Raw genomic sequence first — 25,628 nt, 5'->3', positions numbered from 1 at the left:
GAAGGACACCATGCAAACCCGTGACGAAATCTTCGCCACCTTGCGCGACGCCCTGGTAGAGCTGTTCGAGCTGAGCCCCGAGCGAATCAGCCTGGATGCCAACCTGTACGAAGACCTGGAAATCGACAGCATCGATGCCGTCGATCTGATCGACCATATCAAGCGCCAGACCGGCAAGAAGATTGCCGCCGAAGCGTTCAAGTCGGTACGTACCGTCGGTGACGTGGTCGAAGCGGTCTACCAGTTGGTCAATGCGGAACCGGCATGAGCCGTCTGCTCGGCCTGCTGGTAGCGTTGGCCAGCGTGGCCTATCCGTTCGCCGTGTATTTCGGCGCGGGCCATCTTTCGCCCGCGGTGTTCGCCGGGCTGCTCGGCGGCCTCTGGCTGGCCCGCCTGCTCGCCAACCCGAATGATCGCAACAGCCGCAGGATGACCGGTGCGGTGCTGGTGTTCTGCCTGTTGCTGGCCTTGGCCGATGAGCCGGCGCTGCTGCGCTGGTACCCGGTACTGGTCAGCGCCCTGTTGCTGGCGCTGTTCGCCGGCAGCCTGAAGATCGGCATGCCGATAGCTGAACGCCTGGCACGCCTGCGCGAGCCCGATTTGCCAGAGGTCGCGGTGCAGTACACCCGCCGGGTGACCGAAGTCTGGGCAGTGTTCCTGCTCGCCAACGGCCTGGTGGTGGTGGCCCTGAACCTGTGGGCACCGCTGTCCTGGTGGACACTCTACACCGGGCTGATTTCTTACCTGCTGATGGGCCTGCTATTCGCCGGCGAATGGCTGGTGCGTCAACGTGTAAGGAGATTCGCATGAACTGGCTGAGCCTTGAAAACCTGCTGCTGGAGGCGGACGCCAGCCGCCAGGTAACCCCGACGCTCGATCACGCGCAGCTGTGCGGGCGAGCTCTGAGCCTGGCGGCACACTGGCAGGCAGCGGGTGTGAAGCGCATCGCCCTGCACCTGGAAGACGCCTCCGAGCTGGCCATTGCCCTGCTCGCCGCCTGGCAGGCCGACATTCACGTCCTGCTGCCTGCCGATGCGCAGCAGCAGACGCGCCAGCGCCTTGGTGCCCAGGCCGACCTTTGGCTGGAGCACCTCGATGACTCGATGGCTGCTGCCCCCCTGGCCGCCCGCCCGCTGGATCGTGAGCGCTGCCACCTGACCCTGTGCACCTCGGGCTCCAGCGGCGAACCCAAACTGATCGACAAGAGCCTTGGCCAGTTGGCCAACGAAGTGCAGGCACTGGAAACACTGTGGGGCGAACGCCTCGGCGATGCCCTGATCATCGGCAGCGTGGCCGCTCAGCACATCTACGGGCTGCTGTTCCGCGTGCTCTGGCCGCTGTGCGCCGGACGGGTATTTCTGCCCAGGGCGCTGCCCTTTCCTGAAGACCTGCAACTGGCCAGCCTGCCTCATCCGGCTTTCGCCTGGATCACCAGCCCAGCGCTGCTCAAGCGCATGGGCGACAACCTGGACTGGCCGGCACTGAGCCGCGTGCGTCAGGTATTTTCTTCCGGCGGCGCATTGCCAGCCGAAGCGGCCGCCTCCGTGCAGCAGCGCCTGGGCCAGTGGCCGACGGAAATCTACGGCAGTTCGGAAACCGGTGGCATCGCCTGGCGTCAGGGCGGAGAGCACTGGCTGCCGTTCGCTGACGTGAAGCTCGAGCTGAACGACGAAGGCGCACTGCGCCTGAGCTCGCCTTATCTGCCTGCCGGGCATTGGGAACAGATGGCCGATGCCGCACAAATCGAGGCTGATGGCCGCTTCATGCTCGGCGCACGTCTGGACCGCATCGTCAAACTGGAAGAAAAACGCATTTCCCTGCCCCTGCTGGAGCAGGCCCTGGCGCTGCATGACTGGGTCAGTGAAGCGCGCCTTGGCGTCTTGCAGCAGGGCCGTGCCTTTCTCGGCGCACTGGTGGCGCTGTCTCCGGAAGGCCTGCACGTGCTGCGTAATCAGGGCCGTCGCCATCTGACCGAGGGCCTGCGCCAGCACCTGGCCGGCCATTGCGAACCCATCGCCCTGCCACGCCGCTGGCGGCTGCTGCCCCATCTGCCGTACAGCAGCCAGGGCAAGCTGGGTCAGGCGCAGGTCAACGACCTGCTGGCCGCCGACCGCCCCACGCGGGTCGCGCCGATCAGCGCACGGGAAGAGCAAGGCGAGTGGCATCTGGAGCTGGACGTGCCCCTGGATCTGGCGCACTTCAGCGGCCACTTTCCGGGCACGCCGGTGCTGCCAGGTGTGGTGCAGATCGACTGGGCGCAACAGTTGGCGCGTACCCTGATCAGCGATCTGCCGCCATTGTTCGGCGGCATGGAAGTGCTCAAGTTCCAGCAACTGGTGCGCCCTGGCGACCGCCTGCAGCTGACCCTGCGTTTCGACGCCGAGCGCAACAAGCTGTACTTCACCTTCCGCAACGGCGAGGCCAACTGCTCCTCCGGCCGCATCCTGCTCAAGGCCGCGCCATGACACCGATTGCTGCCGCTCACCGCCCTTGCGCGCTGATCCCGGTGTACAACCATGAGCATGCGTTGCCCGCAGTGGTCGCAGCCCTGCTCGAAGCCGGGCTGCCTTGCGTGCTGGTCGACGATGCATCCAGCGCCGCTTGCGCGGCAGTAATCGACAAGCTCGCGACTGAAGCCGATACCTACCTGCTGCGTTTGCCCGAGAATCAGGGCAAGGGCGGCGCGGTAATGGCCGGCCTGCGCGAAGCGCAGCGCCTGGGGTTCAGCCATGCCCTGCAAGTGGACGCCGATGGCCAGCACGACCTGCTGGCGGTACAGGCCTTTCTCGACGAATCCCGTGCCCATCCCGAGGCGATCGTCTGTGGCTACCCGCAGTACGACGCCAGCGTGCCCAAGGGCCGCCTCTACGCCCGCTACCTGACCCACGTCTGGGTGTGGATCAACAGCCTGTCGCTGCAGATCCGCGATTCCATGTGCGGCTTTCGCGTCTACCCGCTGGCCGCCAGCGTGGCGCTGATCGACTCGGCGAAACTCGGCAAGCGCATGGATTTCGACTCGGAAATTCTCGTGCGCCTGTCCTGGCGTGGGCAGCCGATGCGCTGGCTGCCGACCCGCGTGCACTATCCCGCGGATGGCATCTCGCATTTCCGCCTGTGGCAGGACAACGTACTGATCTCGAAAATGCACGCGCGGCTGTTCTTCGGCATGCTCTGCCGGGCGCCCATGCTGCTCTACCGGCGGTGGCGCTGATGGACCGCAGCAGACATTGGGCCGGCCAGCGCGAGCGCGGCAGTTTCGCCCTTATGAAATTCACCGCCCTGGCCTCCCGCTACCTGGGCCGCCGTGCACTGAGCCCGCTGCTGTATCTGATCGTCGCTTACTTCTTCCTGTTCGGTGCCAAGGCGCGGCGCAGCGTTCGCCACTATCAGAACAACCTGGCGAGCTGGAGCGCACGCCCTGAGCTGCGCCCGACCCGTCGCTCGGTATTCGCCCAGTTCATGGCCTTCGCCGACAGCCTGCTGGACAAACTGGACGTATGGAGCGGCCGCCTGAATTTCAGCGACATCGAACTGATCGACCCGCACGGGCTGCACGGCCAGATGAGCGGAACACGCGGCCAGCTGCTGGTCGGCGCCCACCTGGGCAACCTCGAAGTGTGCCGTGCCCTGGCCGAGCTGAGCGCCCAGGTGCGCATGAACGTGCTCGTTCACACCCGGCACGCCGAGCAGTTCAATCGCCTGCTCAAGGAAACCGGTGCCAACAACCTGCGGCTGATTCAGGTCAGCGAACTGGACCCGGCGGTGATGATGCGCCTGGCCGATCACCTGGAGCGCGGCGAATGGCTGGCAATCGCCGGCGATCGCGTGCCACTGCACGGCGAGCGTACGGTGAACGTGGACTTTCTCGGCCAGTCGGCGCCCCTGCCCCAGGGCCCCTGGCTGCTCGCCGGGCTGTTGCAGTGCCCGGTCAACCTGATCGACTGCCTGAAGATCGATGGCCGCTACAAGGTCATGCTGCAGCCGTTCACCGAGGCCGTGCAGTGGAAGCGCAGCGAGCGCGAAGCGGTCATCCAGGCCTGGGCACAACGCTACGCCGACCACCTGGCCCAACGCTGCCTGCAAGCCCCGCGGCAGTGGTTCAATTTCTATCCGTTCTGGAACGACCATGACAACCAATCAGCCTGAAACGGTGACCTTCGGCGCTCAGCCGCTGCGTCTTGAACAGATCGTCGGCCTGGCCCAGCGCACTGCGCGCGGCGAGCTGGACAGCAGTGCCGAATGGCGCGATCGCATTGGCCGCGGCGCGCGATTCGTCGACAGCCTGCTGGACCGCGAAGGCATGATCTACGGCATCACCACCGGCTACGGCGACTCCTGCGTGGTGGCGGTACCGCTGCACCAGGTCGAGGCGCTGCCCCGTCATCTGTACACCTTCCACGGTTGCGGCCTGGGCAAGCTGCTCGACGAGCAGGCCACCCGAGCGGTGCTGGCGGCCCGCTTGCAGTCGCTCTGCCAGGGCATGTCCGGGGTTCGCCTGGAGCTGCTGGAGCGTCTGCAGGCGTTCATCGAACACGACGTGCTGCCGCTGATTCCGGAAGAGGGCTCGGTGGGCGCCAGTGGCGACCTGACGCCGCTGTCCTACATCGCTGCGACCCTGTGTGGCGAGCGCGAGGTGATGTATCGCGGCGAACGCCGCAGCGCCGCTGACGTTCACGCCGAACTGGGCTGGACGCCGCTGGTGCTGCGCCCCAAGGAAGCCCTGGCGCTGATGAACGGCACCGCGGTGATGACCGCCCTGGCCTGCCAGGCCTATTCCCGCGCCGATTACCTGCTCAAGCTGGCGACACGCATCACCGCGCTCAACGTGATCGCCCTGCAGGGCAACCCGGAACACTTCGACGAGCGCCTGTTCGCCGCCAAGCCGCACCCGGGCCAGAACCAGGTGGCCGCCTGGATTCGCCAGGACCTGGCCATCGACGCGCCGACCGCCCCGCTGCACCGCCTGCAGGATCGCTACTCGATCCGCTGCGCGCCACACGTGCTTGGCGTGTTGGCCGACAGCCTGGGGCTGCTGCGCCAGTTCATCGAAACCGAGCTGAACAGCGCCAACGACAACCCGCTGATCGACCCCGACGAGGAACGCGTACTGCACGGCGGGCATTTCTACGGCGGGCATATCGCCTTCGCCATGGACAGCCTGAAGAACCTGATCGGCAACCTCGCCGACCTGCTCGACCGTCAGCTCGCCCTGCTGGTCGACACCCGTTACAACCACGGCCTGCCAAGCAACCTGTCCGGTGCCCCGGCAGAGACCGCGATGATCAATCACGGTTTCAAGGCCGTGCAGATCGGTGCCAGCGCATGGACGGCCGAGGCGTTGAAGAACACCCTGCCGGCAAGCGTGTTCTCGCGCTCCACCGAATGCCACAACCAGGACAAGGTGAGCATGGGCACCATCGCCGCCCGTGACGCCCTGCGCAGCCTGGAGCTGGCCGAGCAGGTCGCCGCGGCCACGCTGCTGGCTGCCAATCAGGGTGTCTGGCTGCGCCAGCGCGCCGAAGCCAGCGTTCTGCCGGCCGCCCTCGCGGACATGCGCGGGCAGCTGGGCGAAGACTTCCCGCCGCTGATCGAAGATCGCGCCCTGGAAGGCGAACTGCGCCTGTGCCTGCAGCGTATCCGTGCCCAGCACTGGAGCCTGTATGCGTAATTCGCCTCATGCCGATGCGGGCCATGCCCGCGAATCGCGCGCATGGCGCGCTCCCACATTCTATGTCATGACAGGGGAGCTCATCGCCCATGCGCGCTAAAGGCGTTCTGCAGGCCGAGGTGGAAATCCTCGTGCCGTTCTTCGACGTGGACATGATGGAAATCGTCTGGCACGGCCACTACGTCAAATACTTCGAGCAGGCCCGCTGTGCGCTGCTCGACCGGCTCGACCACGGCTACCCGCAGATGCGCGACAGTGGCTACGCCTGGCCGGTGATCGATCTGCAACTGCGCTATATCCGCGGTGCCCAGTTCGGCCAGCGCATTACCGTGTGCGCCGATCTGGTGGAGTGGGAAAACCGTCTGAAGATCCACTACCTGATCAGCGACACCGCTACCGGCGAGCGCATGACCCGCGGCAGCAGCGTGCAGGTGGCCGTGGAAATAGCCAGCCGCGAGATGCAGCTGGCCTCCCCTCAGGTGTTCATCGATGCCGTACAGCGGGTGATCGCATGAAGTTACCTACGCGCTTCGTTGTGCTGCTCGGCCTGATGCTGACCACGCTGTGCAGCCAGGCAGAGCCCCTGACCCTCGACGAACTCGGCAAGCAGCTCTCCCAGCATGCCGTGGTGCGCGGGCCGTTCATTCAGGAAAAGCATCTGCGTGCCCTGCCCCAGCCCCTGACCAGCACCGGCGAGTTCGTGCTCACCGCCGATGCCAGCCTGCTCTGGAAGCTGCGCAAGCCGCTGCAGCAGGACTACCGTATCGACTCCAAGGGGATCGCCCGACGCACTCCTGACGGCTGGCAGATGCAGCCGGGGCGCGACGTTGCCGCGCAACAGAGCCGCCTTTTTCTCGACGTGCTCAAGGGCGACCACACCGGCCTGGCACGGGATTTCGACCTGCAACTGAGCGGCGACGCCAAGGCCTGGACGCTGACCCTGCTGCCGACGTCGATGCTGCTCAAGCAGGTATTCAGCCGCATCGATATCAGCGGAGGCGATCTGGTCGAGCGCATCGAACTGCACGAAACCCAGGGCGACCGCACATTGATGCGCATGCCCGCCAGCGTGGTGGACGACAGCCTGAGCGAACAGGAGCGCAGTGATCTTGCCCGCTGAACCTGGAAAAGCACTTATCGAACGCCGCCTGCCGCGGCTGTTCGCCGTGCTGCTGCTGGCGCTGCTCGCGCTGACGGCCTGGCAGTGGCGCAGCGGCCCGCCGGTGGCAGCCAGCATGCTCGCCCTGCTGCCCAGTGGCGCAGGCGATGCCCGCCTGCAACAGGCCGAAGCGCGCATGCAGGAGCCCATTCAGCGCGATGTGCTGGTATTGGTCGGCCACCCCGAGCGCGACCGTGCCGTGGACCTCGCGGCGACCCTCGGTCAGCAATGGCGCGATAGCGGTCACTTCGAAAAGGTGCGCTGGACACTCGACAGCGATCTGGATGCGCTCCGCCAGGATCTGCGTGAAAGCCGCCTCAACCTGCTGCCTGCTGCCGACCGTCAGTTACTGACCGAACACCCGCAAGCCTTCATCGAGCAGCGCACTGGGGAGCTGTTCGACCCCTTCGCGTCCTTCAGCCTGCTTGCCCCGGAACAGGACTGGCTCGGCCTCGGCGGGCGTGCTCAACAGGCATTGAATTTCGGCGGCCGCATACAGCCGGATCTGGCCAGCGGCACCTTGTTGGTCAAGGAATCAGGCATGACCTGGGCGGTGCTGAACCTGCACAGCCGCGGCGACGCCTTCGACATGCAGGCGCCACTGGCCATCGCCCAGAGCATCCAGGCAGCGCGTGCCACCACCGAGGCCGCGGGCGGCCAGTTGCTCGCCACCGGTGGTGCCCTGTATGCCGCGGCAGGCCAGAGCAAGGCCATGGGCGAGATGACCCTGATCGGCGGTGCCGCCAGCCTTGGTACCCTGCTACTTCTGCTGCTGGCATTCAGGCGCCCGCGCGTCCTGCTCAGCCTGCTGCCCATCGGCGTCGCCCTGCTGGCTGGCAGCGCCGCCTGCGTGCTCATCTTCGGGCAGATCAATGCCCTGACTCTGGTACTGGGCGCCAGCCTGATCGGTGTCGCGGCCGACTACCCGCTGCATTACCTGAGCAAGAGCTGGGGCCATGTGGAGTGGCGCAGCTGGAGCGCGCTGCGCAGTACCCTGCCAGGCCTGAGTCTGAGCCTGGGCACCAACCTGATCGGCTACCTGGCACTGGCCTTCACGCCGTTCCCGGCCCTCACCCAGATCGCGGCGTTCTCCGCTGCGGGCCTGATCGGGGCCTACCTCTGTTCGGTCTGCCTGCTTCCCGCCTGGCTGGATGGCATGCGACTGCGCCCGGCACCTCGCTTGCTGGCGATTGCCACACGCCTGCTGAGCTGGCATTCCCGCATACAGAGCGGCAACGGCAATTTCTGGCTGCTCGGCGCGTTCCTGCTGTTCTGCGCTGGCGGTATCTGGCAGCTGCACAGCCAGAACGACCTGCGCCAATGGCTGGGCAAGGACCCGGCGCTGTTCGCCCAGTCGCAACGCATCGTCGAACTCACCGGGCAGCAGCCCACCAGCCAGTTCTTCCTGGTGCGCGCCAGCGACGAGGCGCAACTGCTGCAGCGCCAGCAGGCGCTGGGCGCACGCCTGGATACGCTGGTGCAAAACCAACAGTTGCGCAGCTACCTGTCGCTCAACCAACTGGTAGCACCTGACGCACAATTACAGGCGCTGCGCACTGCCCTGACGGAACTGCCGAAACACTGGCAGGCACTGCTCGATCTGGGCGTGCCGGCAAGCGCCTTGCAAGCTGAGCTGCAGCAGTTGCTGGAACAGCCGCAGAGCAGCCTGGATCAGGCCCTCGCCGGCCCGCTGGGCGAACCGTGGCGAACCCTGTGGCTCGGCCGCGACGACAGCGGCGTGGCGGCCATCGTCAGCCTGCAGGGGCAGACCGACAGCACACTGCTGCAAACCGCCGCAGACGGCCTCGACGGCGTACAACTGGTCGACCGCCTGGGCGAGTTGAACAAGCTGTTCGCCGCCACCCAGATCAGCGCCGCCGAACTCAAGCTGATCTCCTGCCTGGCGATCGTGCTGCTGCTGTGCATCCCGTTCGGCATCGGCGGCGCACTGCGGGTGGTCTGCCTGCCGCTGCTGGCCGCCCTCGCAGCGCTGGCCTGCCTGGGTTGGCTGGGCCAGCCACTGACCCTGTTCAGCCTGTTCGGCCTGCTGCTGATCACTGCCATCGGTGTCGATTACGCCATCCTGATGCGCGAAAATATCGGCGGCCCCGCCGTCAGCCTGCTCGGCACCCTGCTTTCGGCGGTGTCCAGCTGGCTGTCGTTCGGCCTGCTGCTGATCAGCCAGACACCCGCCATCGCCAACTTCGGCCTGGCCATCAGCCTGGGGCTGATGTTCTGCTTCATGCTCTCACCCTGGGCCGCAACACGGTCTGACAAGGAGGTCATCGCGTGACCGTGCTTGGTTTCTGGCTGCTGGCCCTGGCGATCTACGCCTTGGTCAGCATCGTTGGCGGTCGTCGCCTGATCCCCATCGTTGGCCAGTTGCTGGTCGCCAGCCTGGCGGTACCCGCGCTGTTGCTCGGCTGGGTCGAGCCGCACCTGCAACTCAGTGCGGCCGACCTGCTCGCGCCCATCTGGATAAACCTGCTCTACGGCCTGTGCTTCGCTCTGCTGCTGGGCTATATCCTCAGCGATGTGATCGACCTGGAGCTGAGCCCGGCATGCCTGAAGATCGCTCTGCCAAGCTTTCTGATTCCCTTGCTGGCCGGCCTGGCCTGTGCGCTATGGGTACTGCCCGGTGACTATGGCTGGCTGAGCGCGGTGGGTATCGGCCTGTTGTTCTCGATCACCGCGATCCCGGTGCTCTACCTGTTCCTGCAGAGCATCGACTATCCGCCCGCAGCGACCAGACGCCTGCTGCACGCGGCGATCCTGATGGACTTCATGTGCTGGAGCCTGTTCGGCCTGGCCCAGGGCAGCAGCCATCCGATCAGCCTGCTGTGGCCTCTGCTGGCTGCCGCCCTGCCACTGCTGCTGCACCTGTTCAAGCTGCGCCACCCGCTGTTCTATAGCCTGCCGTTCTTCGCCCTGATGGTGCTGCTGCACAACCTCAAGCTCAACGCTCTGGTATTCGGCATCGCCTACATGCTGTGCCTCGCCGCGATCCGCGTGCCGTTCCGCCTGCCGCTGCCGGAGCGGCAATGGAAGCTGCTGATCAATGGCCTGGCCGTTCCGCTGATCCTCACTTGCGGCGTCCTGCGCGTGGACTTCCATGGCATTGGCGCCTCGGACTCCTGGCTCGCCGTCGGCGTACTGCTGGTGGCGCCAGTGGCCAGCAAGCTGCTGGGCAGTTGGCTTGGCCTGCATTGGGCCGAGCCCGCTGCCTCGGCGCGGATCAAGTGGCAGGAAAGCCTGCTGCTGAATATCCGCGGGCTGACCGAAATCGTCTTCCTCAACCTGCTCCTGCAATTGCAGCTGATCGATGCCATGGTCTATTTCGGCCTGCTGCTGATGAGCCTGTTCTCCACCCTGCTGCCGGCCCTGCTGGGTCGGCGTGCATACACACGCGAGGCGAAAAGCCGCTATGAAGTCTCCTGAAGTCCAACAGCATCAGATCGTCGTAGTCGGCGCCGGCCCATCCGGGGCCATCGCTGCCGCCATCCTCAAACGCAAGGGCCACGAGGTGCTGATTCTCGAGCGCCAGCGTTTCCCGCGGTTCTCGATCGGTGAAAGCCTGCTGTCGCATTGCCTGGACTTCGTCGAAGAAGCCGGAATGATCGACGCGGTGCGCGCGGCTGGCTTCCAGACCAAGCACGGCGCGGCTTTCGCCTGGGACGATCGCTACACCGACTTCGACTTCCGCGAGACCTTCACGAAAAGCTTCGGCTCGACCTTCCAGGTGCAGCGCGCCACGTTCGACAAGGTGCTCGCCGACGACGCCGAGCGCCAGGGCGTGACCATCCGCTACGAAGAGGAAATCGTCGCCGTGGACTTCAGCGGCGAGCAGCCGCTGCTGTCGGTGCGTCGCCTGACCGATGGCCACGAGTACCAGGTGCGCTGCACCTTCGTGCTCGACGCCAGTGGCTATGGCCGCCTGCTGCCGCGCCTGCTCGACCTCGAGCTACCGTCCAACCTGCCGATGCGCAAGGCGCTGTTCACCCATATCGAAGACCGTATCGATCACCCGGCCTTCGACCGCGAGAAGATCCTCATCACCACCCACCCGACCCTGCGCGACGTGTGGTTCTGGACCATTCCGTTCAGCAACGGTCGCTGCTCCCTCGGCGTGGTCGGCCTGGCCGAGCGCTTCGACGGCTACCCGGAGGACAAGGACGCGGCGCTCAAGCAGTTCGTCGCCGAAACGCCGAGCCTGACCAAGGTGCTGGGCAACGCCGTCTGGGATACCCCGGTTGGCGAGATCAAGGGCTACTCGGCCAATGTCAAAACCCTGCACGGCCCTGGCTTCGCCCTGCTCGGCAATGCCGCCGAGTTCCTCGACCCGGTGTTCTCCTCCGGCGTGACCATCGCCATGCGCTCGGCGAGCATGGCCGCGAATCTGCTGCATCGCCAGTTGAACGGGGAAAGCGTGGATTGGGAACTGGACTTCGCCGTGCCGCTCAAACGCGGCGTCGACACCTTCCGCGTCTACGTGGAAGGCTGGTACGACGGCAGCTTCCAGGACGTGATCTATTACCCCAATGCCTCGCCCGAAATCCGCGCCATGATCAGTTCCATTCTCGCCGGCTATGCCTGGGACGAGCGCAACCCATACGTTGCCGAACCACGCCGTCGCCTGCGGGTTCTCGCCGAACTGTGCGCCAGTGCCTGAGGAGATTGCGATGGATCGCGCCGCATCCAACTATGTAGAGGAAACCGGTTTCGGTTTCTGGTTTCTGCAAAGCCACGTGTGGCAGCACCATGTGCTGCGCGTGGCCATCGACGATCTGCACAGGCTGATCAGCGGCCCGTTGCCGAACACTCCAGTGCTGCTCGACGCCGGCTGTGGCCAGGGCAAATCGTTCGCCCTGCTGCAGCGGGCCTTTCAGCCAGCCCGCATCCTCGGCCTGGATGCCGACCCGCACAGCCTCGACTGCTCGCGCGCCGAAGCGCAGCGCCTGGGCCTGGACGTACAGCTCATCGTCAGTGACTGCGCGGCGATCCAACTGCCCGATGCCAGTGTCGACATCCTCTTCTGTCACCAGACGTTCCACCATCTGGTCGAGCAGGAACAGGCCCTCGCCGAGTTCTGGCGCGTGCTCAAGCCCGGTGGCCTGCTGCTGTTCGCCGAGTCGACCAAGTACTACATCGATACCTGGGTGATTCGCTGGCTGTTCCGCCACCCGATGGAGGTGCAGAAGAGCGCCGACGAATACCTGGGCATGCTGCGTGACCAAGGCTTCGAGTTCAGCGAGCGGAATGTGTCCTACCCCTACCTGTGGTGGAGCCGTTCGCAGGACTTCGGCCTGCTGGAACGCTGGGGCATTCGCCGACCCAAGCCCTTTGGCCAGCGCAACGAAACCCTGGTCAATGCGGCGGTGCGCAAACCATTCGAGCAGACGCCGACATGAACAAGCTGTTGCTGCTCGCCTGCGCGCTGTTGCTGACGGCCTGTGCCGCCCGCACGCCGCTGCCCGACTCATCACCAGCGCTGGTCGCCCCGCTGCCGATTTCGCTGCAGGTGAGCAGCGCCGAGGGCCAGGACTGGCTGCTGGTGATTCAGGCGGAGGGCAGCAGCCTGCGCTGGTCGCTGTTCGACCCGCTCGGCGTGCCGCTGGCCCGACAGTCACTGATCGCCGGCGCCTGGCACAATGACGGCCTGCTGCCGCCCAACGGCGATGCCCGCGAACTGTTCGCCGCCCTGCTGTTCGCCCTCACCCCGGCCGATCAGCTGGCGCACGCCTACGATCTGGCCGACTGGCAGCAGCAAGGCACCGATAGCCGTCGGCTCGCGCCCAACTGGCGCATCCACTACACGGCGCCGCTGGCCATCCGCCTGGATAACGGCAAGCAGCGCTACCAGGTGAGCCCTTTGGAGACACAACCATGATCGCTCGACTCGACGCCCTTGGCGTGGTCTGCGCCCTTGGCCAGGGCAAGCAGGCAGTGGCCGATGCGCTGTTCGCCGGTGACACCAGCGGCATGCGCCGCCAGGCTGGCTGGATACCGGAGCGCAGCGTGACCGTCGGCGCGGTCGACACGCCGTTGCCGGACATGCCCGCTGGCCAGGAACACGCCGCGAGCCGCAACAACAGACTGCTGCTGGCCGCGGCGCTGGAAATCCACGACGAGATCCAGGCCGCCATCGCTCGGCACGGTGCCGGGCGCATCGCCGTGATGCTCGGCACCAGCACCTCGGGCATCGCCGAAGCGGGCGAGCATATCGCTGCCTACGTGAACGACGGCGTGCTGCCTGCCGAGTACCGCTACAGCCACCAGGAAATCGCCGCACCGGCCACCTTCCTCGCCGACTGGCTGGGGCTGAGTGGGCCGGTTTACTGCCAGTCCACCGCCTGCACCTCCAGCGCTCGCGCCCTGCTCAGTGCCCAGCGCCTGCTGCAACTGGGCGTGTGCGATGCCGTGCTGTGCGGCGGTGTCGACAGCCTCTGCAAGCTGACCCTGAACGGTTTCGCCAGCCTGGAGGCGGTATCCGACGAGCGCTGCAACCCGTTCTCGGCCAACCGCCACGGGATCAATATCGGTGAAGCCGCAGCGCTGTTCCTGATGACCCGCGCGCACGACGGCGATCATGCCCCGGGCATTGCCCTGCTCGGCGGCGGCGCCAGCTCCGACGCCCACCATATCTCTGCGCCGCACCCTCAAGGCATCGGTGCCCAGCAAGCCATGAGCAAGGCGCTGAGCGCTGCGGGCCTGGCGGCCGAGCAGATCAGCTATCTGAACTTGCATGGCACCGCCACCACCCATAACGACGCCATGGAGAGCCTGGCGGTGCAGGCGCTGTTTCCCGCCGGCGTGGCCTGTTCGTCGAGCAAATCACTGACCGGTCATACCCTCGGCGCCGCCGGGGCACTGGAGGCTGCCTTCTGCTGGCTGACCCTGAGTGATTACAACACCGCCAATCGCTTGCCGCCTCATGTCTGGGATGGTCAGGCCGATACGCAACTGCCGCGCCTGAACCTGGTCGAAGCGACCACCCCCGTTCCACTGCCAACGGATGGACGCCGTTACCTGATGAGCAATTCGTTCGCCTTTGGCGGCAACAACATTTCCTTGATTTTAGGCTCCGTTGACCCTTCCGCACGACGTGCGCTGAAGCGCCAACAGCCCCTAGGAGACCTGCCGTGAGTGTATGGCCCGTCGCCGAGCTGGTGCCCCACGCTGGCGACATGATTCTGATCGACGAGGTGCTGACATTCGGCGCCGAGCATATAGAGACTCGCCTGGTAGTAAGCCCGGGCGGGCTGTTCAGCCATTCTGATGGCAGCTTGCCCGCGTCGGTCGGCATCGAGCTGATGGCCCAGAGCGTGGCGGCCTTCGCGGGTTGCCATGCACGCCAGGAAGGCCGCCCGGTGGAGCTCGGTTTCCTGCTCGGCACGCGTAATTTCACCTGCAACGTGGATCGTTTCCCGGCCGGCAGTACACTGCACATCACCGCTACCCGCTCGCTGCAGGACGACAACGGCATGTGCGTATTCGAATGCCGCCTGCAAGGCCCGGACATACTCGTCGAGGCCAGGCTGAACGTGTTTCAGCCCCGCGATGTGGCCACCTACATTCAGGAACCCCCCCTTTCTCAGGAGCCGTCCGCATGAGCGAGACCATTCTGGTCACCGGATCGAGCCGCGGTATCGGCCGCGCCATTGCATTGCGCCTCGCCCGCGCCGGTTATGACCTGGTGCTGCACTGCCGCTCGCGCCGCGACGAGGCCGAAGCGGTGCAGGCGCAGATCGAAGCCCTCGGCCAGAGCGCCCGCATCCTGCAGTTCGACGTGGCCGACCGCCTGGCCTGCCGCAACGCCCTGGAGGCAGACGTGGAAGCCCACGGCGCCTATTACGGCGTCGTGTGCAATGCCGGCCTGACCCGCGACGGCGCCTTCCCGGCGCTCAGCGAAGAGGACTGGGATGTGGTGCTGCGCACAAATCTGGACGGTTTCTACAATGTCCTGCATCCGTTGACGATGCCCATGGTGCGCCGCCGCAAAGCTGGGCGTATCGTCTGCATCACCTCGGTTTCCGGGCTGATCGGCAATCGCGGCCAGGTCAATTACAGTGCGTCCAAAGCCGGTATCATCGGGGCAGCCAAGGCCCTGGCTATCGAGTTGGGCAAACGCAAGATCACCGTCAACTGCGTGGCGCCAGGGCTGATCGACACCGAGATTCTCGACGAGCACGTACCGCTCGAGGAAATTCTCAAGATGATCCCGGCGGCACGCATGGGCACTCCGGAAGAAGTGGCCGGCACGGTGAATTTTCTGATGTCCGAAGAGGCGGCTTACATCACCCGCCAGGTAATCGCCGTGAATGGCGGTCTGTGTTGATCAAGAGCGAAGTGGCACGATGAAGCGCGTAGTCGTTACCGGCATGGCCGGCATTACCTCCCTGGGCGATAGCTGGGACAGCATCTCGGCGAACTTCCGCGCCAATCGCAATGGCATTCGTGTCATGCACGAGTGGGACCGTTTCATCGAGATGAACACCCGCCTGGGCGGCCCGGTGGACGATTTCGTCGTACCCGGCCACTGGACCCGCAAACAACTGCGCAGCATGGGCCGCGTGTCGAAGCTGTCCGTCCATGCCGCCGAGCGCGCGCTGGAACACGCCGGGCTGCTTGGCGATGCGCGTATCAAGGACGGCCGTATGGGCGTGGCCTGCGGCTCGTCCACCGGCAGCACCGATGAGGTCAGGGCCTTCGGTAACATGCTGATCAACTCGGTGGCCGACGGCCTCAACGCCAACTCCTACATCCGCATGATGCCGCACACCACGGCGGCCAATATCAGCATCTTCTTCGGCCTCACTGGCCGGCTGATTCCGACCTCCAGCGCCTGCACCAGCGGCAGCCAGGGCATCGGCTATGCCTACGAGGCAATCAAGTTCGGCCGCCTGCCACTGATGCTCGCTGGCGGTGCCGAGGAGCTGTGCCCGACCGAAGCCATGGTTTTCGATGCGCTGTACGCCACCAGCCTGAAGAACGATGCCCCACACACCAGCCCGCGCCCCTATGACAGCGGCCGCGACGGCCTGGTGATCGGAGAAGGCGCCGGCATGCTGGTGCTCGAAGAGCTCGAGCATGCGCTGGCACGCGGTGCCACCATCCACGCCGAGATCGTCGGCTTCGGCTGCAACGCCGATGGCCAGCACGCCACCAAACCCGTGCAGGCCACCATGCGCCGCGCCATGGAACTGGCCCTGGAAGACGCCGCGCTGGCGCCGGATGCCATTGGCTACATCAACGGCCATGGCACCGCCACCGAGCAAGGCGACGTGGCGGAAACCCAGGCCACCAGCGAATTGTTCGGCGCACGCATGCCGATCAGCTCGCAGAAGAGTTACCTCGGCCACACCCTGGGCGCCTGCGGCGCTCTGGAATCCTGGTTCAGCATCGAAATGCTCAACAGCGACAGCTATGTGCATACGCTCAACCTGGACCAGATCGATCCGGCGTGTGGCGAGCTGGATTATCTGCGCGGCGAATTCCGCGAGATGCACAATGAGTACGTGATGAACAACAATTTCGCCTTTGGCGGTGTCAATACGTCGCTGATCTTCCGCCGCTGGCACTGAAAGACCGTAACTTCTTCACTGACAAGGAACATGGATGATGTCTCGTTTCAACCGCATTGCTCTGCTCGCCCTTCTGCTCCTGGGCATCACCGCCTGCACCTCGAAGCCGGTGGTGAACATCGAAAACAGCGCCCCGCCGGCCGCGGTCAAGGGCCAGGACGACATGCGCAGGGCGGTGCTGACGGCGCTGCAGCGCCGTCAATGGACGGTGGAACGCGCAGACCAGGGGCAGATCCTGGCGTCGATCACCCGCCGCAGCCACCAGGCGCAAATCACCATTCCCTATACCGCGTCGACCTACTCGATCCGCTACCGCGACAGTCACAATCTCGGCTACCGCGACGGCAAGATCCACCGTAACTACAACAAGTGGATCCAGAACCTGGATCGCAGCATTCAGCAGGAATTGAGCAGTCCTTCCCTTTACATGCCCCAGTAAACACTCAAGGAGTTACCCATGAACGCAAAAACCTGGACCGCTGCCGCACTTCTCACCGCCGCCCTGCTGCCTGCCGTCAGCCAGGCCCGTGACACCGCCCACTTCCTGGACTTCCAGTCGGTGGTCAACGAAGCCACCCAGGCTGGCCGCCTCGATGGTTCGGTGAAGTTCTACCTGAACAAGACGCCAGCTGGCGCCAAGATCATCAACGCCAACGTCACCACCAGCCAGAAGACCAACGCCTTCAACAAGACCGACGAAGCCGCCTGCAGCTGGGCGCTGCAATCGGCGCTGATCAAGCTGCAGAACTCGGCCAAGGCGGCAGGCGCCAACGCCGTTGTCGACCTGGCCAGCAACTACAAGAACAAGGAATACCGCGACAACAGCAAATACGAATGCCACGCCGGCGCCATCATGGCTGGCGTCGCACTGAAGGCCAAGTACGCTCGCGTCAAGTAAGGCTGCCCGGTTTCAGAAAACCAAGCCGCCTGCGGGCGGCTTTTTCATATCAAGGAAGAGGTTGATCATGCCCAACGCCTTAGCCGCTCTATCGCTGGCTGCACTGGGAATAGCCCTGAGTGCGTGCACCGCAGTGCGTGTGACACCGCTGCAGAGTGCGCCGAGCACGATGTGTATCGAGGAAAACCTCAAGGTCAAAGTCAGCGACTTCGTACCAGTGCTACAGCAAGGCTTCGCTCGCCACGGTATCTCTACCCAGCTGTATTCGCAGATACCCTGGGCTCAATGCCCTTACGTGGTGACCTACACTGCACGACGCTCTTGGGATATGGCGCCTTACCTGTCGAGTGCAGAGCTGACCATCCTCGGCCCGCGGCGCCAGACACTGGCAAAAGCCAACTATCACCTGCGCGGCAAAGGCGGCCTCTCCTTGATGAAATGGCAAGGCACGCAAAGCAAGATGGACCCGGTTATCGATGAGCTACTGAGTGATGCCAAGTTGATTACCGAGCCTGCGCCGAGCGCGTCGGCGAAAACCCCTGCCGCGAGCACCACCAGTCTGGATGAACGACTGCGCGAACTGCAGCAGCAGAACCTTGACTACGAGGCTTACCAGCGAGCTTATCGCCAACTCATGCTTGAGAGTCAGCCAATAACTCACTGAACGCAGGGCTCAGAAAATGAACGGCACGAACATCCGACTGCGCGCCATGTAGTCGCGATAGGCATCGCCGAAGTAGGCCTGGCACTCACGTTCCTCGCACCTGGCGGCGAGCCACAGCGCCACACTCGACAGCAATGCCAGTATCAGCGTCACCGCCGTCGGCTGCTTCCAGGCGATGCCCCAGGCAAGCAGCAGCAGCGAGCAGTACATCGGATGACGGATGTAGCGGAAGATGCCGCTGGTGACCAGTTTCGAGGTGCGTTCGAAGGCGAACAGCTCGTCATCCTGACGCTGCTCATCGGCACGCCCGAAACGGCGCATCTGGTACACGCCGGCGAACAGCACCAGCAGTGAAGCCGTCAGCAGTACCCAGGAAACCCGCTGATGCGTCGCATCGCGGTCCTCGAACCAGAACGGCGCATTGAGCACCAGTGCCACTGCCATCAGTTCCCAGGCGATGAAACGGTAGAACCCATGGCTACGCGGGTTACCCAGCGACCGCCAGGAAATACCCGTCAGAACGATACTCAGCCCCACGAAAACCAGTAATTGCCAGCCCTCCACCACACTCCTCCCTAATCACCCTCTGTTACACTGCCACGCTCGCACGCCCAGACGCTCGCCATGGATCGCACCCAACTGCATACACTGCTGCCGCACCAGGGCAAGGCGCTCTGGCTGGACGCGCTAGTCGAACATGACGCCCGCACCATCCGCGGTCTGAGCGGCTGGCACCACCTCGACAGCCTGGGCAAGAACGCCTCACCCTGCCTGCTGTTCGAAGCCGCTGCTCAACTGTGTGCAGCGCATGGTGCCTTATACGGCAACGACAGCGCCATAAAAATGGCTCTGGTCGGCAAGCTCTCGCAACTGCAGTTGCACCACCACCCCGTGCAGCGCAGCGGCGACCTGCTGGTCGACGCGGCCCAGGAGACCATCAGCCCGTTGGGCGCGCTGTATGGCTTCAGCGTGCACAGCGAGGGCCGCCTGCTGCTCGATGGCAAACTTCTCCTGGTGCTCGTCCGTGCTTGAGCTGAAGAACCTCGGTTATCGCTACCCCGAAGCTCAACAGCCGGCGCTGCAAGGTATCGACCTGCACCTGCAGGCGGGGCAATGCCTGGGGCTGCTCGGCAGCAACGGCGCAGGCAAGACGACCCTGTTGTCACTGCTCAGCGGCGTGCTGCAGCCGCTCGGCGGAGAGATCGTCTGGCAAGGCGAACGGCGCCTTGGCCTGGTGCCCCAGCAACTGGCGTTCTATGCCGGGCTGAAGGTCAGGGAAAACCTCGCATTGTTCGCCGATCTCTACGAGCTGCGCGGTCCGGAGCGTCATCAGCGCCTCGCTCGCTGCATCGCCAGTACGGCTCTGGAAGACAAGCTCGATCGCCGTGCAGAACGGCTTTCTGGCGGTGAGCAGCGACGCCTGAATTTCGCCATCGGCCTGTTGCAACCGGCGGAGCTGTATCTGTTCGACGAAGCCACCGTCGGCGTCGACGCTGCCAGCCGGCAGATGCTCCTCGAAGCCGTCCAGACACTGACCGCCGAGGGCAAGGCGGTGATTTACACCAGTCATTATCTGGACGAAGTGGAGCGAGTAGCGGATCGCATCCTGCTGCTTCACGAAGGTCGCGTGCAGCTGGACATCGACAAGCAGCAGTTGCTCGGCGATCAGCCAGGCCTGTTTCTGGAGTGGCCCGAGCGCCAACCTGATGCCCTGCTACCACTGCTCGACAGCCTGGGCCTGAGTGTCGAACAACGAACCAATGGCGTGCGCATCGCCTCGCTGGACGTGGAGCAATTGCTGACGATTACCCGCTTCATCAGCGAACAGCAACATGCACCGAGCCTGCTGCGCTTTGGCCGCCCGTCACTGGAGCAGCTCTACCTGCGCCTCAATGGAGGCAGGCTATGAGGCTGCGTGCCCTGGTTCGCAAGGAAATCCTTCTGCTGCTGCGTGACCCTCACGCCCTGGCCGTGCTGTTCATCATGCCGACGCTGTTTCTGGTGATCATGGCCGGAGCCATGTCCAGCTACCTGCAGGATCGCCTACCGCCCCTGCAACTGGTGATCGAAACACCGCAGCAGAGCGATTCCAGCCGTTTTTTCCACAGTGCGCTGCAGGCGCAACTGCCTGACAGCCAGTTGCTGGCCAGTGGGCCGCCCGAAATGACGCGTATCAGCCTGGCCGCCGACTTCGACGACAGGCTGCTGGATACCCCCCACCAGGGCCCTACCCTGAGCTTTCCGGCGCAGTTCGACCGTCTCTCGCGCCAACGCTTGCATGGTGCCGTGACCATCGCCCTGGCCCAGACCCGACTGCTCGCCTATCTGCAGGACAGCGGTGCGCTGGATGAGGGCCTCAGCCCCAGCGAACAACTCGAGCTGATCCAGCAACGTACCGAGAGCCAGATCGACGAGCAGGAGCGCCTGGCCAGCGGCGACCTGAGCAACCAGGCCAACGCCACGCAGATGAGCGTCCCGGCATGGCTGATTTTCGGCATGTTCTTCGTGGTGCTGCCAATGGCCGGCAGCTTTCAGCGCGAACAGCAGAGTGGCGCGCTGCTGCGCTTCCGCTGCCTGGGCCTGGGGCTCGGCACCCTGGCACTGAGCAAGATGCTGCCTTACCTGGCCATCAACCTGTTGCAGTTCGTGCTGCTGCTGAGCATCGGCATGCATGGCCTGCCGCTGGTCGGCCTGCCGGCGCTGGAACTCAATGGCAGCCTGGCCGCTTACGCCCTGCTGGCAGCGAGCATCGCACTGGCCACCAGCAGCCTGGGCCTGCTGCTGGCCGCACTGGCACGAAGTAGTGAACAAGCCCTATTGCTTGGCGGCGGGATCAATATCATCCTCGCAGCCATCGGCGGCATCATGGTACCCAAGAGCGTGATGCCGGAGGCCATGCGCCAACTGGCGGAAGTTTCTCCAATGAGCTGGGCGCTAGACGCTTTCCTCACCCTGCTGGTGGGCCACGGCTCACTGAACGACGTAGCCCCCTGGTGCGTGCGCCTGCTGCTGTTCGCAGCGCTGGCCGGTGCCAGTGGCTTGTTCCTGTTCCACAAACGAGTACAGCAAACGCAATGGACCACACATTACTAGAAGAAAAGCTCAAGCAATTGCTGATTCGCGAGTGCGACAAGGAAGACGACATCGACTGGCAGAGCATTGAGGATGACGAGCCGCTGTTCGGTCAGCAGAGCCGCATTCAGATGGACAGCCTGGACGCGCTGCAGGTCTCGCTGGCCCTTCAGCAGCACTACGGGGTGCGTATCGAAGGCGCCAAGGACGGGCGGCGCATCCTCAATAGCATCTCCAGCATCGCGGCCTTCATCAGGCAGAAGCAGTGACGCCCGTCTACCTCCAACGAGGTGCCCTGCACAGTGCGCTTGGCGCAGATCTGCACGCCGCCGGTGAGGCCTTGCAACGCGGCGTACTGCCCGAAGCGGGCAACTTCGTGCTGCATGAACTGCTGCAGCCGCGCGCCCACCTCGGCCTGCCTGCGGGCGAAAGTCGGCATCAGCACGTCGACCGCCTGATCCGCGAGACACTTGGCACAGATGCCGGCCCGTTGGACGATTGCCTGCTGATCGTCGCCAGCACCAGCCTGGATATCGACGAACTGGAAGAGCGTACGAAGCGGCAGGCTGGCTTTCATCACGATCACTCGACCTCTCTCGACCTGATCGCCGAGCAATTGCGCGAGCGCTGGGGCTTCGCCGATGCCTACACCCTCAATACCGCCTGCACCAGCGCCGCCAACGGGCTGCTGTACGGTGCCCGACTGCTCGGTGCGAAGCTTTATCGCCGCGCCCTGGTGCTGGCTTTCGAAACCCCCAGTGCCATAGCGCAGCAAGGCTTCGGCGCATTGGATCTGGTCTCGCCCAGCGGCCGCTATCGCCCCTTCCACCCTCAGCGCGACGGCTTGATTCTCGGCGAGGCTTACGCGGCAACGCTGCTGGGACTGGAGCCAGGCCCGGCACCGCTGGCCAGACTGCTTGGTGGTTTCAGCGCCTGCGACACCAGCAACCTGACCACCACGCGGGAAGACGGCAGCCACATCGACTGGGTAATGCGCGAAGCCCTGCGTAGCGCGGGCAGCAGCGTCGAGCAAATCGGTCTGGTGAAACTCCACGGTACAGCCACCGGCGCCAATGACCGCGCCGAGAGCAACGGCGTGCGCCTGCTGTTCGGCGACGCGCTGCCGCCGCTGTGCGTGCTCAAACCGTGGCTCGGCCATACCCTGGGCGCCTGTGGCCTGGCTGAAACCCTGCTGCTGGTGCAGAACCTCGCGCACCTGCCAGGCTGCGATTACGCCGACGAAGCGCTGCTGCCCCTGGCGGCAGCCCCCCTGGCGATCGCCGATGACAGCCTGCTGCTGGCCAATTTCTTCGGCTTCGGCGGCAACAACGCCAGCCTGGTGCTGCAGCGTGGCACGGGAGAAACACCATGAGCACGGTCATTGCCGCCTGCAGCGTCCGCGGTGACGCCAGCGCTTCCGACAAGGACCTGAAGGCCACTCTGAGTCAGTGGCTGGCCAGCCCGCCTCGACGAATCGATCGGCTGATCCTCCAGGCACTGCTGTGCAGCGCGCCACTCAAGGCGAAGGTACGCCGTGATTGCGGGCTGTATCTGGCCTCTCGTCATCCGGCCAGAGGAACCATGGGCTCGCTGCTCGACGCGGTATGCGTGAATCAGTTGCAGCCCAAGCCCTTCGAATTCGTCAACAGCGTAAGCAACGCAGCGGGCTTTCACGTCGCCGCGCAGCTGGGGCTGGAGGGGCCGAACCTGTTCATCGGCGCAGGCCCGCGTGCCTGGAAACAGCTGCAGGCCCTGGCCGGGCTGGATCTGGCAGACGGCCTGATCAGCCAGGCGTTGCTGGTGGTGATCGATGAAGACGGTGAGTTCGAAGCCCAGGCGGTACTAATCGCCGGCCCGAGCCAGGCAGCAGATTTTGCCGAGCTGACGGCCGGGATCGACGTGCTGCGGTTGCCGCTATAAAACAGTGGCTGCTCACTGTGGGAGCGCGCCATGCGCGCGAAAAATCGCGGGCATGGCCCGCTCCCACACTACTGCGCCGATGACCGCTATCGCCTTTCTGCAGCGCTCGCTTACCCCTTGCGCTTGGCCCAGGCGCCCAGCTCTTTCATCAGCACGCGTTCCTGACTGGCGATGCCGCGCAGCCTATCGGCGATCGGCCTGAAATCCGGTGTTTCGCCCTTGCTGCGGCTGGCCCGCACGCATGCCGAGGCGAACTGGCGCCAGTCATCGCCTACGGCGGTCATGCGTGTCGAGGCTTCCTGCAACGTGGTATCACCGATCCTCTCACCGGCCTCCTGCAAGAAGCTCGCGTACATGAAGCGGAAGCCCGCACCACCGGTACCGATCTCCTCTTGCATGCGCACGATATGGGTGAGGTACAGGCGGTTGTACTTGGCCTGCCCCGGGTCGAGCACCTCGACGCGCTTGGCCAGGTGCTGAATACCGCGAATGCCGATCCACGGCAGCGGCATGCCATCGAGGATGCGTGAGGTCGACAGCACGCTCTTGCGAATCAGCCGCTCCCAATCCTGATCGGGGGATACGTCGTCCAGGTAATACATCAAGCCCTTCGCCGCCAGGGCACCCTTGGCGAAGCGCGCTTTCTGCAAATCCTCGGCAGCACAGCGCACCGGCGCTTCGAAGACTGGATCGCTGAGCAGGTACTCGTTGCCCTCACGACCATAGGCCAGCAGGTTGTGGGCATTGAAGTGAAAGCGCATCTCCGGCGGAAAGTACGGCAACCAGAACACCGAACTCTGCAGCCCGGCCAGGCGACCACTGTCGAGCGCGGCATCCAGAGCGACGCGGCCCTGCTCGGGATTGGCGAAGGTACGGCTGGTCAGGCGCACGCCCAGACGCTTGCTCAGCGTCTTGATCAGGTGGCGGGGCGGCATCCGATAGGCAATCAGCGGCATGCCGCCCAGCTTGACGATCGGCAGGTAGGCGAATGCCAGGCCCGATGCCAGGCCGAACGCCATCGGCTCGCTCATCGGCAGGCCGGCATGGGTCAGCAGACTGGCCATGACGCCGCTTTCGCAGTGGGCGCTCTGACGGTGCTCGAACGCGCTCATGGCAGTTCCTTCTGGTAGCGACGCAATTCGTCGACGGACAGGCCAAAGGCCTCGGCATAGCGAGCCAACAGCGAATCGTTCAGGCGTCGGTAGATCTCGGGTCGAAAATGCCGGCGCACGCGCCACTGCCAGAGCCCGGCGATCTGCGCCAGCGCCGGCTCGTCCATGCGATAGCGATACATCAGGCACTTCAACGGCGACAGCTCACCGCGCTGCCAGGCAGCATGGGCTTCGGCCTCCTGCGCCTCCAGCTCGGCGACAGCCAGCTGGGTGGAGTAGGACTCTGGCTCCCAACCGGCACTTTGTGCCCCTTGGTAATGTCCTTTTTCATCCACGGCATACAGCAACTTGCTGTGTCCGCCGTATGCAGAATCGGGGTCCTGGGGGACTTCATCAAGCTTCATTGCCGACCACCGTAAGGTGCATGAATGCACTGGAGAAACGCCCGCTTTCCGGCACGTAGCACAGCAGTTTCTGACCGCTGCGCAGCTGTCCGCCATTGAACAGTTCTTCGAGGATGATGAAGATCGACGCCGCCCCGGTATTGCCCTTGCGAGTCAGGTTGGTGAACCAGCGACCCATCGGAATCGGCAGGTCGACATTGGCCAGGCCCTCGGCCAAACGGTCGCGAAAGAATTCCGAGGAATAGTGCGGCAGGAACCAGTCGATATCCGCCACGCGCAGTTCACGGCGCGCCATGATGCGCCGCAATGCCTCTTCCACGGTGTACTTGACGATATTCTCGTTGAGCAGTTTGACGTCCTGCTTGATCGCCATCACCGATTTGCGGGCGCGCTCATCGGCGTCGTAGCGGCTCCAGCCACGCAGGCTGCCGTCCTCCATATCGGCACCGGCGTACATGCAAGCTGGCATCTGATCGGCGAACGAGAGAATATCCAGCCAGTCGACACGCAGACTCAACCCGCTGGCGTTGGGATGATTCTGCAGCAGCACGGCGCCAGCACCGTCGGAAAGCATCCAGCGCAGGAAATCCTTCTCGAAGGCGATCTCCGGATGACTCTCCAGCTCCTCGATGCGGCTCTCGTATTCGGCATTGAAGTTGCGCGCCTGCATCAGCGTCGACGCCACTTCGGAGCCGCAGGCCACGGCGTTGCGGCTTTCACCGCTGGCGACGCTCATCCAGGCGTATTTCAGCGCGGTCATACCGCACAGGCAGATACCCGCCGTGGTGGCGACTTCGCAAGGCGGGTTGCCCAGCTCGCCATGCACCATCACCGCATGGCCTGGCATCACCTGGTCGGGCGAAGAGGTGCTGGCGACCAGACAATCCAGACCCTCCAGCGCGAACCCCTCGCCGACCAGGCCACGGATCGCCGCAGCGCTAAGCTGCGCGTTGCTCATGCCTGGCTCGCCGGTGAGCGGGTCGATGACGTAGTGGCGCTGCTGAATGCCGTTACGGCGCAGGACCAGCTTGCGGGCGCGCGACGGCTTGCCGCCGACCATGCCGAGGCGAGCTTCCATCTGCTCGTTGTCGACCGGATCAAAGGGCAGGCTTGCACTGACGCGATTGATGAATACAGGAGATACCACGGG

30 protein-coding genes are annotated in these 25,628 nt (G+C 64.6%); 26 read left to right on the top strand and 4 right to left on the bottom strand.

What is annotated here, in order from left to right; genetic code table 11:
• Positions 1-10 precede the first annotated feature (10 nt).
• From FHR27_RS23715 to FHR27_RS23620, 20 genes are all read left to right on the top strand, one after another.
• On the top strand, positions 11-268 hold the full coding sequence (locus FHR27_RS23715) for an acyl carrier protein (protein WP_042552284.1): 258 nt from the start codon (positions 11-13) through the stop codon (positions 266-268).
• Positions 265-810, top strand: coding sequence for a hypothetical protein (locus tag FHR27_RS23710; protein WP_179539719.1), 546 nt, complete (start codon positions 265-267; stop codon positions 808-810). Before FHR27_RS23715 ends, FHR27_RS23710 begins: the two co-directional genes overlap by 4 nt.
• Entirely contained in the window at positions 807-2,465 is a 1,659-nt protein-coding gene (locus tag FHR27_RS23705) for an acyl-CoA synthetase family protein (RefSeq protein ID WP_179539718.1), read from the top strand. Before FHR27_RS23710 ends, FHR27_RS23705 begins: the two co-directional genes overlap by 4 nt.
• Positions 2,462-3,211, top strand: a complete 750-nt coding sequence (locus tag FHR27_RS23700) for a glycosyltransferase family 2 protein (protein WP_179539717.1) — start codon at positions 2,462-2,464, stop codon at positions 3,209-3,211. The genes FHR27_RS23705 and FHR27_RS23700 overlap by 4 nt, the downstream gene beginning before the upstream one ends.
• Positions 3,211-4,146, top strand: coding sequence for an LpxL/LpxP family acyltransferase (locus tag FHR27_RS23695; protein WP_042552280.1), 936 nt, complete (start codon positions 3,211-3,213; stop codon positions 4,144-4,146). The genes FHR27_RS23700 and FHR27_RS23695 overlap by 1 nt, the downstream gene beginning before the upstream one ends.
• Positions 4,127-5,668: an HAL/PAL/TAL family ammonia-lyase gene (locus FHR27_RS23690; RefSeq protein WP_042552279.1), complete on the top strand. Its 1,542-nt coding sequence runs from the start codon at positions 4,127-4,129 to the stop codon at positions 5,666-5,668. Before FHR27_RS23695 ends, FHR27_RS23690 begins: the two co-directional genes overlap by 20 nt.
• An 89-nt stretch (positions 5,669-5,757) precedes the next feature.
• Complete coding sequence (locus tag FHR27_RS23685) at positions 5,758-6,183, top strand: acyl-CoA thioesterase (protein WP_179539716.1); 426 nt, start codon at positions 5,758-5,760, stop codon at positions 6,181-6,183.
• The gene (locus FHR27_RS23680; protein ID WP_042552277.1) at positions 6,180-6,788 is read left to right on the top strand and encodes an outer membrane lipoprotein carrier protein LolA; all 609 of its coding nucleotides are present in this window, start codon (positions 6,180-6,182) and stop codon (positions 6,786-6,788) included. Before FHR27_RS23685 ends, FHR27_RS23680 begins: the two co-directional genes overlap by 4 nt.
• Positions 6,778-9,120 (top strand): MMPL family transporter, encoded by a 2,343-nt coding sequence (locus FHR27_RS23675; protein ID WP_218878526.1) that lies wholly within the window; start codon positions 6,778-6,780, stop codon positions 9,118-9,120. The genes FHR27_RS23680 and FHR27_RS23675 overlap by 11 nt, the downstream gene beginning before the upstream one ends.
• Complete coding sequence (locus tag FHR27_RS23670) at positions 9,117-10,265, top strand: sodium:proton antiporter (RefSeq protein ID WP_042552275.1); 1,149 nt, start codon at positions 9,117-9,119, stop codon at positions 10,263-10,265. The genes FHR27_RS23675 and FHR27_RS23670 overlap by 4 nt, the downstream gene beginning before the upstream one ends.
• Positions 10,252-11,496, top strand: coding sequence for an NAD(P)/FAD-dependent oxidoreductase (locus FHR27_RS23665; protein WP_042552274.1), 1,245 nt, complete (start codon positions 10,252-10,254; stop codon positions 11,494-11,496). The genes FHR27_RS23670 and FHR27_RS23665 overlap by 14 nt, the downstream gene beginning before the upstream one ends.
• Before the next feature lie 10 nt (positions 11,497-11,506).
• Entirely contained in the window at positions 11,507-12,235 is a 729-nt protein-coding gene (locus FHR27_RS23660; RefSeq protein ID WP_179539715.1) for a class I SAM-dependent methyltransferase, read from the top strand.
• The gene (locus tag FHR27_RS23655; protein ID WP_042552272.1) at positions 12,232-12,714 is read left to right on the top strand and encodes a DUF3261 domain-containing protein; all 483 of its coding nucleotides are present in this window, start codon (positions 12,232-12,234) and stop codon (positions 12,712-12,714) included. The genes FHR27_RS23660 and FHR27_RS23655 overlap by 4 nt, the downstream gene beginning before the upstream one ends.
• On the top strand, positions 12,711-13,970 hold the full coding sequence (locus tag FHR27_RS23650) for a beta-ketoacyl-[acyl-carrier-protein] synthase family protein (RefSeq protein ID WP_179539714.1): 1,260 nt from the start codon (positions 12,711-12,713) through the stop codon (positions 13,968-13,970). The genes FHR27_RS23655 and FHR27_RS23650 overlap by 4 nt, the downstream gene beginning before the upstream one ends.
• Positions 13,967-14,437 (top strand): ApeP family dehydratase, encoded by a 471-nt coding sequence (locus tag FHR27_RS23645; RefSeq protein WP_156152650.1) that lies wholly within the window; start codon positions 13,967-13,969, stop codon positions 14,435-14,437. Before FHR27_RS23650 ends, FHR27_RS23645 begins: the two co-directional genes overlap by 4 nt.
• Entirely contained in the window at positions 14,434-15,162 is a 729-nt protein-coding gene (fabG, locus tag FHR27_RS23640) for a 3-oxoacyl-ACP reductase FabG (protein ID WP_042552270.1), read from the top strand. Before FHR27_RS23645 ends, fabG begins: the two co-directional genes overlap by 4 nt.
• 19 nt (positions 15,163-15,181) lie before the next feature.
• Complete coding sequence (locus FHR27_RS23635; protein ID WP_179539713.1) at positions 15,182-16,408, top strand: beta-ketoacyl-ACP synthase; 1,227 nt, start codon at positions 15,182-15,184, stop codon at positions 16,406-16,408.
• A 37-nt stretch (positions 16,409-16,445) separates the two neighbouring features.
• The gene (locus FHR27_RS23630) at positions 16,446-16,847 is read left to right on the top strand and encodes a hypothetical protein (protein WP_179539712.1); all 402 of its coding nucleotides are present in this window, start codon (positions 16,446-16,448) and stop codon (positions 16,845-16,847) included.
• Between the two features lie 18 nt (positions 16,848-16,865).
• Positions 16,866-17,306, top strand: a complete 441-nt coding sequence (locus FHR27_RS23625; protein ID WP_042552267.1) for a hypothetical protein — start codon at positions 16,866-16,868, stop codon at positions 17,304-17,306.
• Positions 17,307-17,373: 67 nt separating this feature from the next.
• Entirely contained in the window at positions 17,374-17,970 is a 597-nt protein-coding gene (locus FHR27_RS23620) for an Sbal_3080 family lipoprotein (RefSeq protein ID WP_179540151.1), read from the top strand.
• 9 nt (positions 17,971-17,979) lie between these two features.
• Here the strand turns inward: FHR27_RS23620 and FHR27_RS23615 are convergent, their stop codons facing one another.
• On the bottom strand, positions 17,980-18,534 hold the full coding sequence (locus tag FHR27_RS23615; RefSeq protein WP_179539711.1) for a methyltransferase family protein: 555 nt from the start codon (positions 18,532-18,534) through the stop codon (positions 17,980-17,982).
• Between the two features lie 60 nt (positions 18,535-18,594).
• Here FHR27_RS23615 and FHR27_RS23610 point away from each other — a divergent pair, with 60 nt between their 5' ends.
• Genes FHR27_RS23610 through FHR27_RS23585 form a run of 6 tightly spaced genes read left to right on the top strand, consistent with a single transcriptional unit; the run spans position 18,595 to position 22,962 of the window.
• On the top strand, positions 18,595-19,002 hold the full coding sequence (locus FHR27_RS23610) for a beta-hydroxyacyl-ACP dehydratase (protein ID WP_179539710.1): 408 nt from the start codon (positions 18,595-18,597) through the stop codon (positions 19,000-19,002).
• Positions 18,995-19,879, top strand: a complete 885-nt coding sequence (locus FHR27_RS23605) for an ABC transporter ATP-binding protein (protein WP_179539709.1) — start codon at positions 18,995-18,997, stop codon at positions 19,877-19,879. Before FHR27_RS23610 ends, FHR27_RS23605 begins: the two co-directional genes overlap by 8 nt.
• Positions 19,876-21,063: an ABC transporter permease gene (locus FHR27_RS23600; RefSeq protein WP_179539708.1), complete on the top strand. Its 1,188-nt coding sequence runs from the start codon at positions 19,876-19,878 to the stop codon at positions 21,061-21,063. The genes FHR27_RS23605 and FHR27_RS23600 overlap by 4 nt, the downstream gene beginning before the upstream one ends.
• Positions 21,045-21,311: an acyl carrier protein gene (locus FHR27_RS23595; RefSeq protein ID WP_042552262.1), complete on the top strand. Its 267-nt coding sequence runs from the start codon at positions 21,045-21,047 to the stop codon at positions 21,309-21,311. Before FHR27_RS23600 ends, FHR27_RS23595 begins: the two co-directional genes overlap by 19 nt.
• A complete protein-coding gene (locus FHR27_RS23590) occupies positions 21,308-22,414 on the top strand; it encodes a beta-ketoacyl synthase N-terminal-like domain-containing protein (protein ID WP_179539707.1) in 1,107 nt (368 codons plus the stop codon). The genes FHR27_RS23595 and FHR27_RS23590 overlap by 4 nt, the downstream gene beginning before the upstream one ends.
• Positions 22,411-22,962, top strand: a complete 552-nt coding sequence (locus FHR27_RS23585; protein ID WP_179539706.1) for a hypothetical protein — start codon at positions 22,411-22,413, stop codon at positions 22,960-22,962. Before FHR27_RS23590 ends, FHR27_RS23585 begins: the two co-directional genes overlap by 4 nt.
• A gap of 110 nt (positions 22,963-23,072) precedes the next feature.
• Here FHR27_RS23585 and FHR27_RS23580 read toward each other — a convergent pair whose 3' ends face one another.
• The 3 genes from FHR27_RS23580 to FHR27_RS23570 are packed head-to-tail and all read right to left on the bottom strand — an operon-like array spanning position 23,073 to position 25,625.
• Positions 23,073-24,074 carry a BtrH N-terminal domain-containing protein gene (locus FHR27_RS23580; RefSeq protein WP_179539705.1) on the bottom strand — a complete coding sequence of 334 codons (1,002 nt, stop codon included), beginning with the start codon at positions 24,072-24,074 and terminating at the stop codon, positions 23,073-23,075.
• Positions 24,071-24,478, bottom strand: coding sequence for a hypothetical protein (locus FHR27_RS23575; protein ID WP_042552258.1), 408 nt, complete (start codon positions 24,476-24,478; stop codon positions 24,071-24,073). The genes FHR27_RS23580 and FHR27_RS23575 overlap by 4 nt, the downstream gene beginning before the upstream one ends.
• The gene (locus tag FHR27_RS23570; RefSeq protein WP_179539704.1) at positions 24,468-25,625 is read right to left on the bottom strand and encodes a beta-ketoacyl-ACP synthase III; all 1,158 of its coding nucleotides are present in this window, start codon (positions 25,623-25,625) and stop codon (positions 24,468-24,470) included. Before FHR27_RS23570 ends, FHR27_RS23575 begins: the two co-directional genes overlap by 11 nt.
• Positions 25,626-25,628 lie beyond the last annotated feature (3 nt).

This window comes from Pseudomonas flavescens, assembly GCF_013408425.1.
Taxonomy (GTDB): domain Bacteria; phylum Pseudomonadota; class Gammaproteobacteria; order Pseudomonadales; family Pseudomonadaceae; genus Aquipseudomonas; species Aquipseudomonas fulva_A.
This window is presented reverse-complemented; position numbering and strand designations above follow the sequence as displayed.

Bases quoted from the DNA above. Each gene is read 5' to 3' on its own strand.
- fabG (WP_042552270.1), top strand. From the start codon at position 14,434: ATGAGCGAGACCATTCTGGTCACCGGATCGAGCCGCGGTATCGGCCGC.
- FHR27_RS23625 (WP_042552267.1), top strand. From the start codon at position 16,866: ATGAACGCAAAAACCTGGACCGCTGCCGCACTTCTCACCGCCGCCCTG.
- FHR27_RS23685 (WP_179539716.1), top strand. From the start codon at position 5,758: ATGCGCGCTAAAGGCGTTCTGCAGGCCGAGGTGGAAATCCTCGTGCCG.
- FHR27_RS23710 (WP_179539719.1), top strand. From the start codon at position 265: ATGAGCCGTCTGCTCGGCCTGCTGGTAGCGTTGGCCAGCGTGGCCTAT.
- FHR27_RS23705 (WP_179539718.1), top strand. From the start codon at position 807: ATGAACTGGCTGAGCCTTGAAAACCTGCTGCTGGAGGCGGACGCCAGC.
- FHR27_RS23660 (WP_179539715.1), top strand. From the start codon at position 11,507: ATGGATCGCGCCGCATCCAACTATGTAGAGGAAACCGGTTTCGGTTTC.
- FHR27_RS23700 (WP_179539717.1), top strand. From the start codon at position 2,462: ATGACACCGATTGCTGCCGCTCACCGCCCTTGCGCGCTGATCCCGGTG.
- FHR27_RS23715 (WP_042552284.1), top strand. From the start codon at position 11: ATGCAAACCCGTGACGAAATCTTCGCCACCTTGCGCGACGCCCTGGTA.
- FHR27_RS23585 (WP_179539706.1), top strand. From the start codon at position 22,411: ATGAGCACGGTCATTGCCGCCTGCAGCGTCCGCGGTGACGCCAGCGCT.
- FHR27_RS23610 (WP_179539710.1), top strand. From the start codon at position 18,595: ATGGATCGCACCCAACTGCATACACTGCTGCCGCACCAGGGCAAGGCG.
- FHR27_RS23680 (WP_042552277.1), top strand. From the start codon at position 6,180: ATGAAGTTACCTACGCGCTTCGTTGTGCTGCTCGGCCTGATGCTGACC.
- FHR27_RS23690 (WP_042552279.1), top strand. From the start codon at position 4,127: ATGACAACCAATCAGCCTGAAACGGTGACCTTCGGCGCTCAGCCGCTG.
- FHR27_RS23650 (WP_179539714.1), top strand. From the start codon at position 12,711: ATGATCGCTCGACTCGACGCCCTTGGCGTGGTCTGCGCCCTTGGCCAG.
- FHR27_RS23580 (WP_179539705.1), bottom strand. From the start codon at position 24,074: ATGAGCGCGTTCGAGCACCGTCAGAGCGCCCACTGCGAAAGCGGCGTC.
- FHR27_RS23630 (WP_179539712.1), top strand. From the start codon at position 16,446: ATGTCTCGTTTCAACCGCATTGCTCTGCTCGCCCTTCTGCTCCTGGGC.
- FHR27_RS23600 (WP_179539708.1), top strand. From the start codon at position 19,876: ATGAGGCTGCGTGCCCTGGTTCGCAAGGAAATCCTTCTGCTGCTGCGT.
- FHR27_RS23635 (WP_179539713.1), top strand. From the start codon at position 15,182: ATGAAGCGCGTAGTCGTTACCGGCATGGCCGGCATTACCTCCCTGGGC.
- FHR27_RS23695 (WP_042552280.1), top strand. From the start codon at position 3,211: ATGGACCGCAGCAGACATTGGGCCGGCCAGCGCGAGCGCGGCAGTTTC.
- FHR27_RS23655 (WP_042552272.1), top strand. From the start codon at position 12,232: ATGAACAAGCTGTTGCTGCTCGCCTGCGCGCTGTTGCTGACGGCCTGT.
- FHR27_RS23595 (WP_042552262.1), top strand. From the start codon at position 21,045: ATGGACCACACATTACTAGAAGAAAAGCTCAAGCAATTGCTGATTCGC.
- FHR27_RS23575 (WP_042552258.1), bottom strand. From the start codon at position 24,478: ATGAAGCTTGATGAAGTCCCCCAGGACCCCGATTCTGCATACGGCGGA.
- FHR27_RS23620 (WP_179540151.1), top strand. From the start codon at position 17,374: ATGCCCAACGCCTTAGCCGCTCTATCGCTGGCTGCACTGGGAATAGCC.
- FHR27_RS23665 (WP_042552274.1), top strand. From the start codon at position 10,252: ATGAAGTCTCCTGAAGTCCAACAGCATCAGATCGTCGTAGTCGGCGCC.